Raw genomic sequence first — 13,210 nt, forward strand, 5'->3', positions numbered from 1 at the left:
GGCGGCATTCGACTGGTCCTCAGCCATGAACCAGTTCGCGATTCTGTTTGGAGAGCGTTTTACCAACGCACGCGGGTAACTCCGCTAACCGCCTCGCACACAAAAATGCGGACAGGTTCCCCCGCACAGGGGCAACGCTAATAGACCACTAACAATTCAAGGAAAGGCCAAAAAGACCAACAACAGAACAAACCACGAACCCAGGAAGGCACCGCCAAAAAATCCAGATCAACAACAAACCCGCCGAACGGCCAAAACCAAACCCAAAACCTTCAAGCCACCGGCCCCTGCGCCGGCTTCCTCCTCAAAAGAGCGTAAAGAATAATCGCCCCAAACGTCGCAGTCCCAATCCCCCCCAACCCAAAACCGCCAAGCTTCAAAGAAAAATCCCCAGCCCCAAGCACAAGTGTCACCGCCGCGACAATCAGATTCCGGTTGTCGGAAAAATCCACCTTATTGACGACCCAGATCCGCGCACCGGTCACGGCAATCAACCCAAACACAACAATCGACACCCCGCCCAGAACAGGTCCGGGAATGGTCTGGATCACCGCGCCAAACTTCGGCGAGAACCCAAGCACAAGCGCAATCACCGCAGCAATCACAAACACCAGCGTCGAATAAATCCTGGTCACAGCCATCACGCCAATATTCTCGGCATACGTCGTCACCCCTGTACCACCGGCAAAACCCGACAGCATCGTCGCCAGTCCGTCGCCGAGAAATGCGCGGCCGACATAACGATCGAGGTTCTGCCCCGTCATCGCGCTCACCGCCTTGATGTGCCCAAGATTCTCAGCAACAAGAATCACCGCAATCGGTGCAAGCAAAGTCATCGCCCGCATGTCGAAAACCGGCGCAGTAAAGTGCGGCATCCCAAACCACGCTGCGTTCGCCACAATCGCGAAGTCGATCGGCTTACCCATGCCGAGGCCATTCGTGACGATCGCGTAAATCACATACGCCATCAGCAATCCCACCAGAATCAACAATCGCTGCAGCATGCCACGCGCAAACACCGCAACCGCGCCAACGCACAGCACCGTCACCAACGCCATCCACGAATCGAAGTTGCTGCCGCTCACGCCATGCACCGCGATCGGCGCAAGATTCAGCCCGATCACGCAGACGATCGCTCCAGTCACGACCGGCGGCATCAATGTCTCAATCCACTTCGTGCCGATCGCCGACACGATCAAACCAATGACCGCGTACACCGCGCCGCACGCAATGATCCCGCCCAACGCGACCGGAATGTTCAGGTTCGGACCGTGCCCGCCATACCCCGTCACGGCGATCACCAGGCCGATGAACGCGAAGCTCGAACCGAGGTAGCTCGGTACGCGCCCACCCACCAGCACGAAGAACAGCAACGTGCCGATCCCCGACATGAAGATGCACAGATTCGGATCGAAGCCCATCAGCAACGGCGCAAGCACGGTCGAACCGAACATCGCGACAACGTGCTGAATGCCCATCGCCAACATCTGCGGCCACGCGAGCCGCTCGTCAGTGCCGACAATGCGGCCCTCGGCCGCGTTCGGCTGGACACGCCAGCGTGGGAAGTAAGAATCGGCCATGGCGGGGGTTCTCCTCTATCGGCGTTATGGTGGACGGCGCCGGGATATGCGCCGTCGGTGAATTACGCGCGAGTGTACGGAGAGCGACCAGGCCTGGCAAGGGCGGCAAAATAGGCCGCTCCGGCGCGCGCACGGGCATGACGAACGCCGCCATCGCGGGTGACGGACACGGCATGAAGACCGCGCCTCAGAAAATCGTCACGTGAATCAGCCGTGCCGCGCGTCCAGCGAGAACACCGTGACCGCCGCCTGCAACTGCCTCGCCTGATCCGCCATCGACGCCGCCGCGGCCGCCGCCTGTTCGACCAGCGCGGCGTTCTGCTGGGTCACGTCGTCCATCTGCGCGACGGCGCGATTCACTTCTTCGATGCCGGTACTCTGCTCCTGCGACGCCGATGAAATCTCGCCCATGATGTCAGTCACGCGCTGCACCGCATGCGTGACTTCGGCCATCGTTCGACCGGCCCGCTCGGCCAGTTCGGCGCCGCTGCCCACGCGCGCCGTCGAGCTTTCGATCAGTTCCTTGATCTCCTTGGCCGACACCGCGCTGCGTTGCGCCAATGACCGCACTTCGCCCGCCACCACCGCAAAACCACGGCCCTGTTCGCCGGCGCGCGCCGCTTCGACCGCCGCGTTCAGCGCGAGAATATTGGTCTGGAACGCGATGCCTTCGATCACCGCAATGATGTCGGTCATGCGCTTCGAACCCGCCGCCAGTTCGCGCATCGTTTCGACCACGTCGCCGACCAGGCTGCTGCCACGCGCCGCCACTTCCGAAGCGCCATGCGCGACGCCCCCCGCCTGCTGCGCGTTCTCGGCATTCATCTTCACCGTCGACGTCAGTTCCTGCATGCTCGACGCGGTTTCCTGCAAGGCGGCCGCCTGCTCTTCGGTGCGTTGCGACAGGTCGGTGTTGCCCTGCGCGATCTCGCCCGAGGCCATCAGGATCGACTCGCTCGATTCGCTGATACCCGAGACGATGCCCGCCAGCCGCTCGCGCATGTTGCGCAGCGCAAACAGCATGCTGTCGGTGTCGCCCGCACGCGTGTCGACGCGCACGCTCAGGTCGCCATCGGCGATGCGATTGGCGATGTGCATCGCGTAATGGGGTTCGCCGCCGAGTTGACGCGCGAGTCGCCGCGCGATCACCATCGCGAGCACGGCGCCTGCCGCGATCGCGCTCAGCACCAGCGCGAGCATCACGATGCGCATGTGCCGATAGTCCGCACTCGCCTCCTGTTGAGCGTCGGTGGCTTGCTGACGGCGGTAGTCGATCAGCGTTGTAATGCGATCGCGCAGCGCCTCGCTCGACGCAATCGCGCGACGCACGAGTTCGTTGCCGTCGACGCCGGCCGGAATCGGTTCAAGCCCGATCTGCTGATGCACGATGCCTTCCCAGACGGCCGACTTGCGCAACACGTCGTCGAACATTTCCTGGCCCTTGCTGGTCGCGATCGTAGGGCGATACTGGTCGTAGGCCGCATGCATCTCCTTGAGCGAGGCGACGATACCGTCCTTTAACTTTTGACGACCGGCGTCGTCGGCTGCATAGCCGAGATTCGCGGCGGCAAGATCGGAATCGATCTTGTGGCGGTTCGCCTCTTCCATCCAGTAGAGGCCATTCATATGCTGGTCGCAGATGGCGTTGGTAATGTCATGCATCGACGACAGCGTCTTCAGCGAAGTCCCGCCGATCACAAGACAAAACCCGATCACCACGGCAAACGCCAACAGCAGTTTCCTGAATACGGTCATGCGGTCGAACCACTTCATCTCACCATCCTTCATAAGCCCTTGGGGGACATTCGTGCCTTCGTGCCACCGCGAAACATTTCGCGTTTTTCCGGATACGTGGCGACGCTGTCACCTCTTTTTACGGCGTCCATGACAGAGACTTGACACGATAAATGGCGGGAATAACCGGGACAGGATGATGTAAGGAAAGGTCGATGCGCGGGGCCGGATCGCTACGCCATGCGCGTCGCGCAGCAAGCCCGCGATTGGGATTTGTCTGATATATGGGAGGCGGTTCAACCCGTAGACTTTCTTTGCTGCGTTCGCCCCCATGAGCGCACGCGATGTTGTTGTAACTCTCCGACTTTCCGCTCACGCTCCCCGGCGTGAGCGGCTTTTTTTTGTCCGCATTTCGTCTGCTGGTGTCGTTAGCCATGCGCCCATCAGTGCGCGTTCGAATCTACGGATGCCTGACGAATGCATCAGCGGCAAGACAGAGCGTGTGGTCACGCACATCCTCTGGCCACGCGGCGACGATATCGTCAAAACGCACCTGATCGTCGGCATAGAGCGCGCGCGTGGCATCTTCGTAAGCAGGCAGATTGCCGGCGAGCGCGGTCATGAAGCGATACACCGATTCTTGCGCCGCACGTTTGCGGTCCTTGTCCTCGCCCGCCAGCCGCGCCGCTTCAACCAGTTTGCGCAGCGCGACCGAAGCGCCCCCCGATTGCCCATTGAGCCAGTCCCAATGACGCGGCAGCAGCGTGACCTCCCTCGCCACCACACCAAGCTTGGGCCGGCCGCGGCCACGCGGCGTGTCATCTTCTCCAGCCTCCGCAGCCGGCGCAGGCGGCCCGATAGGCGCCTGACTTGCCAGCCGGGCAAGAATCTCGTCAGGCGTGCCACGCAAATCAAACTCGACCGGACGACTCGTGACCGTGTCAAAAATCAGCACAGGCGCCCGTTCGCCACGCGCCAGCACCTCTCGCACGGCAAGCGCCACCTCGGGCGGTGTGCCCGAGGCGATACGCCGGTGCCCCTCGAAGGCGATGCAGGTAGCAGGATGGGGGGTCATGACAAACTCCAGGAAAATGAATTTGTCGAATTATACCCGGGTATAAATTAAACGCAATAATTTACCCGGGTAAAATTTATCGAGTCGCGCGTGCGCTACGGAATGCGTTATCCGCCCGGGGGTGCCGCCGCCCGCATTGGACGCGCTACACCGACCGGCATGCCGATGAAATGTCGCGGCCTCATCGTGCCGGCGACATCACGTCGCTGCGCCGATCCGCCCGCGCCGGAACCGGATAGCACAGCACGCGGTTGCGGCCAGCGTCCTTGGCCTCGTAGAGGGCTTCGTCCGCGGCGTTGACGAGCGCGCGGCTCGTCGTGAATACCTCACTGCTGGTACACGCAATGCCGACGCTGATGGTCAGCACATGGTGCGAACTCGCGACATGGCGAAGCTCGAGCGCCTGAACCGCGGCGCGGATTTTCTCGGCGATACGCGCCGCTGCGGCTTCGTCCGTATCCGGCAGCAGCACGGCGAACTCTTCACCGCCGTAGCGCGCCGCAGTGTCGCCCGGGCGCCGCACGTTCTGCCCGATGCAGCGCGCTACGGCAATAAGCGCGTCATCGCCGGCCGAGTGGCCGTATAGATCGTTGAAGCCCTTGAAACTGTCGACATCGATCAGCAGCATGGACAACGGCCTGCCATTGCGTTGCGCGCGCCGCCACTCCTCGTCCGCGTGTTCCTCGAAACAGCGGCGATTATTCAGACCGGTCAGCCCATCGGTACGCGCCAGTTCGCGCAACTCTTCTTCGGCCGCGCGCCGCCGCCGCAGTTGTTGCGAGAACAGGATGGCGAGCGCGATGATCGCCACGTCGAGCGCCGCAATGAGCGTACCGATGATCCACGCGCGCCGCCGCCACTCCACGTAGATGTCGTGGGTGGAGAGCGCCACGTCGAGGATCAGCGGGTACATATCGATATGGCGGAACGCGTACCAGCGCTCGACACCGTCGATTGCCGCCGTGCCGAAGAAATCGCCGCTCGGCTCCTTGAGGAAGCGCGAATAGTTCGCGGTGCCGACCAGGCTCCGGCCGATAATATTGGGATCATAGGGGCGCCGCATCAGCATCGTACCGTCGTTCAACATCAGCGCCATCGAGCCACTCGGCCCAAGATTCATCCCGGCGAACAGGCGCCTGAAATACGTGAGTCGCATCGTGCCGACCACTACGCCGCCAAAGCTGCCGTCCGGCCGCGTGATGCGGCGGCTCAGCGCGATGCTCACGTCCTTGCCGGTCACCTTGGGCATGAACGGATGACTGACATACAACCCGACATTGGGCGAATCGCGCTGAACCTTGAAATAGTCGCGCTCGGCAAGATTGATTGGGCGCGGAGGCGTGGATTGCGAATCGAAGATGATGTTGCCAGCGGGGTCGAGGACGAGAAGCGAACCGAGGTCTTTTGCGCTGGCAGCGCCGTCGAACAGCACCATCTGGCGGATCTTCGGCGGCAATTCCAGCACGCCTGGCTGTTTCAGGCCGTCGATGACGGCCCGCAGCGACAGGTCGTAGATCTCGAGATTGCGCGATACGTCGCGTTCGACCAGCAGCGACACATTGAAGACGGAATCCTGCGCGCGGCGCAGTGCGTCATCGCGCATCTGCGCCAATACCCACACCGCAATCGCAAGAATCGCGCTGGCCAGCACGATGCTGATTGCAATCACGATGTTGGGTCGGCGCGTCACCATGAGCTTTTCGTTCGAGCCTGCGCTAGCCTGAGCGCGTGAGAAATAGGCCGTGCCAGGCGGGCGCGTCCTCTGAAAACAGTAGCCTACCAGAGGCTGACACGCATCAAATGAGGGAAAAGGGAGGTTTTTGGCAGGCTGGGCAAGGTCTTCTGACGAGAACGGCCCCGACAAGCCGCCGGAGTTAGCGCGGTTACGGCGCCCCGCGCTCACCCCGCCCGCAAATCGAGCTCCGGCTGGGATGCCGCGCGGCTGAGCGCACGGATGTCGGCCACCTCGAGCACCGCTTTGGGCGCGCCGCGACGCGCGACCTCCAGCATCGCCTGACCGATGTCTACGGTACTCAAAATATGGTTGGGGAAAAGCGCGCGCAGGATCGGCAGGACAAACCCGGCTGCTGCGTAGAACAAGCGGTACGAGCGGGTCTTCGAACGGGCGCCGTTCAGCGGTTCGATCACGCCGGGGCGAAACAGGTAGACCGCTTTGAACGGCAACCGCTGCAACGCGTTCTCGGTTCTTCCCTTGACCCGCGCCCACATGCTGCGGCCGCGTTCCGTGCTGTCGGTGCCCGCACCGGACACATAGACAAAGGTCATCTGCGGATTGAGGCGGGCCAGTGTCTGCGCGGCGGCCAGCGTCAGGTCATACGTGAGCCGCGCATAGTCGGCCTCCTGCATGCCCGCGGACGACACACCCAAACAGAAAAAGCACGCGTCGAAGCCCGTCAATGCCCCCTCAATTGCCCGGTAGTCCATCAGGTCCGGCTGAATCAGCTCGACGAGGCGCGGGTCGAGCTGGCCGGTGCCGGTGCGGCCAACCGTCTGCACCACCTCGACGTCCTGTGCACGCAGGCATTCGCGCAAGACGCCCTGCCCGACCATGCCGGTCGCGCCGAATATCAGAACCTTCATGATGCGTGCTCCATGATCGCGCTCGGCCAGCGCATGTTGAAACGTCCTTCCCAGACATCCCGCAAGCGCGCGGCGACTGCTTTGTCCTGCGCACTGCGGGAGAATTGAGCGTCACCCGGCGAGCGCCCGATCTGACGCGTAATGCCTGCCGTGGTCCAGTTTGCCATGTCGGTCGTCCTCAGGTGACCTTGATCTGAGCTGCCCGCTCAGTGTTCAGGCTTTCGCCGATGCAGCGGGAAACGGCGGCAACGGCGACGGCGCGGAAAAATCGGTCGCGGCGCTGATCGCTCGCCACGCTTCGCCGCTAGCGGCGCGCGCCTTGTCAGCCTCGCCGGCGTAATGCAAGGCATCGCTACCGAGCAGGAGATGCGCCGGCAATGCATCGTGATACGCGAGCTTCAGTACGACTTGCGCGACCTTCGCGGGATCGCCGGTTTCATGACCAATGTGATGGGACAGCATCTCCACCACCGCGCCGATCGACGGCACATAGTCGGGCAGCAAGGTCGGCATCGCAGCGCTCGCCCCCGTGCCCCAGTCTGTTTTCATACCGCCGGGTTCGAGAGCCGTCACGTGGACACCGAACGGCGCAAGCTCCTGACTGATGACCTCGGTGAACCCGCCAACCGCCCATTTTGCAGCCTGGTACGCACTCAATCCGGCAACGCCTACCCGGCCGCCCACCGACGAAATCTGGATGATGTGGCCGGCTCGCTGTTCCCGCATCACCGGCAAAGCCGCGCGCGTGACGTTCACCACACCATAGAAGTTCGTATCGATCTGCGCGCGGAAATCGTCCTCGGTGGTTTGCTCGAACGGCGACAGGTGGCCGAAGCCCGCATTATTCACCACCACGTCGAGCCGGCCGAATGCGTCGACGGCGGCTTGCACCGCGTGGCGGGCCGCCGCCGGATCCGTCACGTCTAGCGCAACGGCTCGAACCTGTTCGCCATAGCGCGTCAACAACTCCGCCAACTGATGCGGATCGCGCGCTGTCGCCACGACGCGCTCACCCGCGCGCAACGCTGCTTCGACAATTTCACGCCCAAGCCCGCGGGCGCTTCCCGTAACCAACCAGACCTTCGACATCATATGCTCCTTGAATTTAAATGAGCAAGCAATCACTCATTAATCGGACAAAAAAACAGAAAAATTTAGTCCTGTGCAATCGCGTGCCAGAACGCTTCAAAGCCGGCCTTGCGATAACGGTCGGCATTGGCCGGTTCGCGAGCGATGAAATCCATGGTGGTTTCGGCCAACGCCCCCATGATCGCCGACAGGAAAGCCGGCGGATGATCACGCAAGGCGCCGCTCGCCACGCTTGCCTGAATCATTGCATTGATGTCCGCGAAGGACTCCATTCCCGTTGCACGCGTGCAATCGCTCAACCGCTCCGACACAGTCAGTTGCGCCATGGCGCGGCGCTTTTGCGGCTGGGCCACGCCCCAGTCGACAAACTTGTTCCACACATGCTGCATGCGATCGTGCACGCTGGCTTGCTTCGGGTAAGTCGTCATCATCACGTCGCGCAGGTCCGCCTTGATGTCCAGGTAGAGCTCGTTCAGCAACTCATCCTTGTTGTCGAAGTAGGTGAACAGCGTGCCTTCCGCCACGCCCGCGAGTTTCGCAATGCGCGCAGTGGGCGCGCCCAGGCCCTGCTCGGCAACGATCTCAGTCGCGGCGGCAAGGATGGCGTTGCGTTTGTCTTCGCTTTTCGGACGGGCCATACGGGTTGTTCTGGCTACAAACAATTAATGAGTGATTGCTCAATCATATCCAGGACAGCTCGGCGGCTCAAGTTATTTTTGTTGCTCGCTTCTGACCAGACCTCCATTGCTTTAATGGGGTACGTCTGAAATGAAATGTTAATGAAAGATTAATGTTTTCATCACATGCCTAAATACGCTTAAAAACCATGCAAGAAGACCCGTTCTTCGTGCATCGCATGCAAATTTAGTAGAGAAATACCCGCAATTACTTCAGCCCGCGAGAATCCGATCCGATAACCGGTAAATGGGATACCCATTTGTTGCCCGACATTCGACGCGCTTTCGTGAGGCGTCTTATGGCAGGCACAAAGGAGAAACCGCGCGGGGCTGCCGGCATGAACGGCAGTCAGATAGACGCTCCCATGTCCGGACCTGAGAGTCCATTACGAACACTTCACGTTTCGTTATTGGAGAAAAAACGTGTCATTAAAAAACCTCACCATTAAGACCAAACTCATTGGCGGCTTCGGCATGCTGTCGCTGATTGTCGTCGCGGTTTCCGGCCTTTCTCTGAAAGCGCTAAGCGATTCGACCGATGGATTCACCAACTTTGTACGTGGCATCAACGCACGCGCCGACATGGTCGTGCAGGTTCGAACCGCCGTCGACCGCAGGGCGATCGCGGCACGCAACCTTGTACTTGTCACCACCCCTCAGGACCTCGAAATAGAAAAAGCCGATGTGACCCGCGCGCACGAAGACGTGGCAGCCGACCTGAAAAAGCTCAACGACATGACCGCGAGCGCGGTCGATACGTCGGATAAAGCACGCAGCCTGGTCGCGGAGATCAACCGGGTCGAAGCGGATTATGGGCCGGTAGCCCTCAACATCGTCAATCTCGCGCTCGCCAACAAGAAAGACGAAGCGATCGCGGAGATGGACGTTCATTGCCGCCCGCTGCTCGCCAAGCTGATTCGCGCGACCGATGCGTATGCCGACTACACACGTTCACGCCAGGAACAACTGGTCAACGAATACACGGCTCACTACGAAAGCCAGCGCAACGTGCTGATCGCGATCTGCCTCATCGCGCTGGGGCTCGCCGTCGGCTCGTGCGTGATGATTACACGCGCCGTGACTGGACCGCTGCGTTTTGCGATCGATGTCGCGCGCACCGTATCGGAAGGCGATCTGCGCACGCAGATCACCGTCGACGGCCGCGACGAAACCAGCAAGCTGCTGAGCGCCCTGCGCGAGATGAACGAACGGCTGACGGCGATCGTCGGACGCGTGCGTGACAGCAGCACCAGCATCGCCGGCGCGGCGCGCCAGATTGCGGCGGGCAATATGGATCTGAGTCAGCGTACCGAGCAGCAGGCCGCGTCGTTGCAGGAAACCGCTTCGAGCATGGAGGAACTCACCTCCACCGTTAAGCAGAATGCCGACAACGCGCAGCAAGGCAGCATGCTGGCGGCGAATGCGTCTTCGGTGGCGCAAAAGGGTAGCGAGGTGGTCGGTCAGGTGGTCAGCACGATGCACGAGATCAGCGACAGCTCGACCAAGATCGCCGACATCACAGGCATCATCGAAGGCATTGCTTTCCAGACCAACATCCTCGCGCTGAACGCGGCCGTCGAAGCCGCGCGGGCGGGCGAACAAGGGCGCGGCTTCGCGGTGGTCGCAAGCGAAGTCCGAAGCCTGGCGCAACGCTCATCGAGCGCGGCAAAGGAGATCAAGGATCTGATCGCTACATCGGTGGACCGGATCCGCGATGGCTCCGCGCTTGCCGGCGAAGCAGGCAAGACGATGGCCGAAGTGACTCAGGCGGTCACGCGCGTGACCGACATCATGTCGGAGATTGCGGCGGCATCCGTTGAACAGAGCCGTGGGATCGAACAGGTCAATCTCGCGATTACCCAGATGGACAACGTCACGCAGCAGAATGCAGCGCTGGTGGAAGAGGCCGCGGCGGCTTCGCGCTCGATGGAAGACCAGGGGCAGCAATTGAATGAAGCCGTGGCGTTTTTTCAGGTGAAGGACGCGCCGCACGTGACAGCGGCTGCAGCGGCTGCGCCGGTTCGGCGGGAAGCGCCGCGGCGCGAGGTTGCGGCTGCCCCCAAGCGCGTTGTGCGGGCTGCGTCAGTTGCACCGATTGCCCCGGTTGCCGCGCTTGCTGCTGTGGGTGCGGATGACGGGTGGGATAAGTTCTGATTCGTGAAAGTGCTGCGCTTCCCGCATGACAGGCACGCGGGAAGCGCAGTTCATCATGACGTGGCGCGTCGTCTTCGCGCCGGCCGGTCAAGCGCTTTTTTCTGCAGCGACAGGAAACGGCAGCGACTGAATCCGCCTGCCGGTGGCGGCGAAGATCGCGTTCGCCACCGCCGGCCCGACCGGAGCGACACCCGGCTCGCCGACACCCGTCGGTGCTTCGCCCGATTGCACGATATGCACCTCGACCTTCGGCATCTCGGCGAACCGCAGCACCTGATAGCCGTCGAAGTTGTTCTGCTCGACCTTGCCGTCCTTCAGCGTAATCGCGCTGTGTAACGCCGCGCCTAAGCCGAAGCCGATGCCGCCTTCCATCTGTGCCGCGATAACGTCCGGATTGATCGGCGTGCCGCAATCTACCGCACAGACGACGCGCTCCACCTTCACATTACCGTCCTTGTCGACGGAAACTTCCGCGACTTGCGCGACGAACGTCTTGAACGCTTCGGCCACCGCGATGCCGCGCCCGCGACCTTTCGGCAACGGTTTGGCCGGGTCCCAGCCCGCTTTCTGCGCGGCGAGTTCGAGCACGCCCCGCATGCGCGGTTCGTGCGCGAGCAGGTCGCGGCGGAAGGCGAACGGGTCCTTGCCTGCGGCGTGCGCGGCTTCGTCGATAAACGCCTCGACCGCGAATGCCGTGTGCGAACTGCCGACTACCCGCCACCACAACACGGGCACGCCGGTTTGCGTGGTTGTCAGTTCGACCGAGAGGTTCGGAATCGCATAGGCAACGTTAGCGGCCCCTTCGACAGACGTCGAGTCGATCCCGTTCTTGACCATCACGCTGGCGAACGGCGTGCCGGCGAGGATCGACTGACCGACAATCCGATGCCGCCAGCCGACCAGCTTGCCGTCGGCGGTGAGGCCCGCGTCGAGCTTGTGGAAGTACATCGGCCGATAGAGACCGCCGTGGATGTCATCCTCACGGGTCCATTGCAGTTTGACCGGCGTGCCGTTCGCACCCAGCGCCTTCGCGATCGACACGGCCTCGACGATATAGTCCGAGCGCGTGTTCGCGCGCCGCCCGAAGCTGCCGCCCGCATACAGCGTGTGAATCTTCACCTGCTGCGGATCGAGTCCGGCCGTGCGCGCGGCGTTGCCCTGGTCGACGGTCTGAAACTGGTCGCCGGCCCAGATCTCGCAGCTGTCCGCGGTGAGCTTGACGACCGCGTCGAGCGGCTCCATCGGTGCGTGAGCGAGGTACGGAAACGTATACGTGGCCGAGATTTTCTTCGCCGCGCCCGCGATTGCCTGGGTTGCATCGCCGTCCTTGCGGGCGGAGGCACCGGGCTGCTCGGCGAGTTGCCGGTATTCGGCCATGATCGCGTCCGAGCTGCGCTTTTCGGCCGCCGAATCGTCCCATTCGATCTTCAGCGCGTCGCGGCCCTGCTTCGCCGCCCAGAAGCCCTTGGCGACCACCGCGACGCCACCCGGCACCTGCACGACCGAGACGACGCCGGGCACCGCTTTCGCGGCTGACGCATCGAATGACTTGACCGTCGCACCGAAGAGCGGCGGACGCTGCAGCAGCGCGACCAGCATGCCGGGGAACGTTACGTCGAGCGTGAACTGCGCGGTGCCGTCGGTTTTCGCTGGCACATCGACGCGCGGCACCTGCTGGCCAATCAAACGAAAATCTTTCGGCGACTTGAGCGCGACCGTCTCCGGTACCGGCAAGCGGGCCGCGGCCGACGCAAGCGAGCCATAGGTCGCGCTCCGGTTGGTGGCCGCGTGATGAATGCTGCCGTCGCGCGTCGTCAGCTCGGACGCGGGCACCTGCCACTGCGCGGCGGCTGCGGAGACCAGCATCGCGCGCGCTTTCGCGCCGGCTTCGCGCAATTGCATCCACGAGTTGGCCATCGCCGAGCTGCCGCCCGTACCCTGGATCGTGCCGAACGCCAGATTCGCATAGCGCTTCGCGTCGGCGGGCGCGCTTTCGACACGCACGTCCTGCCAGTTCGCATCCAGCTCTTCCGCGACGATCGTCGCGATGCCGGTGTACGCGCCCTGGCCCATCTCGACGTGCTTCGCGATGACCGTGACGCTGTTGTCCGGCGCGACGCGCAGGAACGCATTGGGCGCGAACGTCGCGTCGGGCATGGAGGCGGCGAGCGCGCGGCGGCCCGTGCCCGCCCATTCGAAGCCGATGGTAAGACCGACTGCCGCGACGGCGCCGGCTGCTTTCAGGAAGGTCCGGCGCGACGGGCGTACCGCATCCTTGAGATCGAGATCGGTCGTCATGG

10 protein-coding genes are annotated in these 13,210 nt (G+C 62.5%); 1 reads left to right on the forward strand and 9 read right to left on the reverse strand.

The annotated features are described in order from the left end of the window. Nucleotides 1-272: 272 nt before the first annotated feature. The 8 genes from AC57B6_RS21905 to AC57B6_RS21940 all read right to left on the reverse strand — a co-directional run bounded on the left by AC57B6_RS21905 (nt 273) and on the right by AC57B6_RS21940 (nt 8,717). Complete coding sequence (locus AC57B6_RS21905) at nt 273-1,580, reverse strand: solute carrier family 23 protein (protein ID WP_030100026.1); 1,308 nt, start codon at nt 1,578-1,580, stop codon at nt 273-275. Between the two features lie 207 nt (nt 1,581-1,787). After that, entirely contained in the window at nt 1,788-3,353 is a 1,566-nt protein-coding gene (locus AC57B6_RS21910; RefSeq protein WP_496422097.1) for a methyl-accepting chemotaxis protein, read from the reverse strand. Between the two features lie 421 nt (nt 3,354-3,774). Beyond that, complete coding sequence (locus tag AC57B6_RS21915; protein WP_496422098.1) at nt 3,775-4,389, reverse strand: DUF2239 family protein; 615 nt, start codon at nt 4,387-4,389, stop codon at nt 3,775-3,777. A 181-nt stretch (nt 4,390-4,570) separates the two neighbouring features. Then, nucleotides 4,571-6,082: a sensor domain-containing diguanylate cyclase gene (locus tag AC57B6_RS21920; protein WP_183798710.1), complete on the reverse strand. Its 1,512-nt coding sequence runs from the start codon at nt 6,080-6,082 to the stop codon at nt 4,571-4,573. A gap of 206 nt (nt 6,083-6,288) precedes the next feature. Continuing rightward, on the reverse strand, nt 6,289-6,990 hold the full coding sequence (locus AC57B6_RS21925; RefSeq protein ID WP_028197800.1) for an NAD(P)H-binding protein: 702 nt from the start codon (nt 6,988-6,990) through the stop codon (nt 6,289-6,291). Continuing rightward, nucleotides 6,987-7,157: a hypothetical protein gene (locus tag AC57B6_RS21930; protein ID WP_496422099.1), complete on the reverse strand. Its 171-nt coding sequence runs from the start codon at nt 7,155-7,157 to the stop codon at nt 6,987-6,989. Before AC57B6_RS21930 ends, AC57B6_RS21925 begins: the two co-directional genes overlap by 4 nt. 46 nt (nt 7,158-7,203) lie before the next feature. Then, the gene (locus AC57B6_RS21935; RefSeq protein WP_028197799.1) at nt 7,204-8,079 is read right to left on the reverse strand and encodes an SDR family NAD(P)-dependent oxidoreductase; all 876 of its coding nucleotides are present in this window, start codon (nt 8,077-8,079) and stop codon (nt 7,204-7,206) included. A 65-nt stretch (nt 8,080-8,144) separates the two neighbouring features. After that, complete coding sequence (locus tag AC57B6_RS21940) at nt 8,145-8,717, reverse strand: TetR/AcrR family transcriptional regulator (RefSeq protein ID WP_030100030.1); 573 nt, start codon at nt 8,715-8,717, stop codon at nt 8,145-8,147. A 462-nt stretch (nt 8,718-9,179) separates the two neighbouring features. On the opposite strand from AC57B6_RS21940, the gene AC57B6_RS21945 reads away from it, so the two are divergent. Continuing rightward, nucleotides 9,180-10,910: a methyl-accepting chemotaxis protein gene (locus tag AC57B6_RS21945; protein WP_178369078.1), complete on the forward strand. Its 1,731-nt coding sequence runs from the start codon at nt 9,180-9,182 to the stop codon at nt 10,908-10,910. An 87-nt stretch (nt 10,911-10,997) separates the two neighbouring features. Here the strand turns inward: AC57B6_RS21945 and AC57B6_RS21950 are convergent, their stop codons facing one another. Further along, nucleotides 10,998-13,208, reverse strand: coding sequence for a xanthine dehydrogenase family protein molybdopterin-binding subunit (locus tag AC57B6_RS21950; RefSeq protein ID WP_496422100.1), 2,211 nt, complete (start codon nt 13,206-13,208; stop codon nt 10,998-11,000). Nucleotides 13,209-13,210: the final 2 nt, after the last annotated feature.

Source organism: Paraburkholderia sp. BGA-UO-ETr-F12, from assembly GCF_059567945.1.

Coding starts and splice junctions, on each gene's coding strand:
- AC57B6_RS21905 (WP_030100026.1), bottom strand. CDS start 1,580: ATGGCCGATTCTTACTTCCCACGCTGGCGTGTCCAGCCGAACGCGGCC.
- AC57B6_RS21910 (WP_496422097.1), bottom strand. CDS start 3,353: ATGAAGTGGTTCGACCGCATGACCGTATTCAGGAAACTGCTGTTGGCG.
- AC57B6_RS21915 (WP_496422098.1), bottom strand. CDS start 4,389: ATGACCCCCCATCCTGCTACCTGCATCGCCTTCGAGGGGCACCGGCGT.
- AC57B6_RS21920 (WP_183798710.1), bottom strand. CDS start 6,082: ATGGTGACGCGCCGACCCAACATCGTGATTGCAATCAGCATCGTGCTG.
- AC57B6_RS21925 (WP_028197800.1), bottom strand. CDS start 6,990: ATGAAGGTTCTGATATTCGGCGCGACCGGCATGGTCGGGCAGGGCGTC.
- AC57B6_RS21930 (WP_496422099.1), bottom strand. CDS start 7,157: ATGGCAAACTGGACCACGGCAGGCATTACGCGTCAGATCGGGCGCTCG.
- AC57B6_RS21935 (WP_028197799.1), bottom strand. CDS start 8,079: ATGTCGAAGGTCTGGTTGGTTACGGGAAGCGCCCGCGGGCTTGGGCGT.
- AC57B6_RS21940 (WP_030100030.1), bottom strand. CDS start 8,717: ATGGCCCGTCCGAAAAGCGAAGACAAACGCAACGCCATCCTTGCCGCC.
- AC57B6_RS21950 (WP_496422100.1), bottom strand. CDS start 13,208: ATGACGACCGATCTCGATCTCAAGGATGCGGTACGCCCGTCGCGCCGG.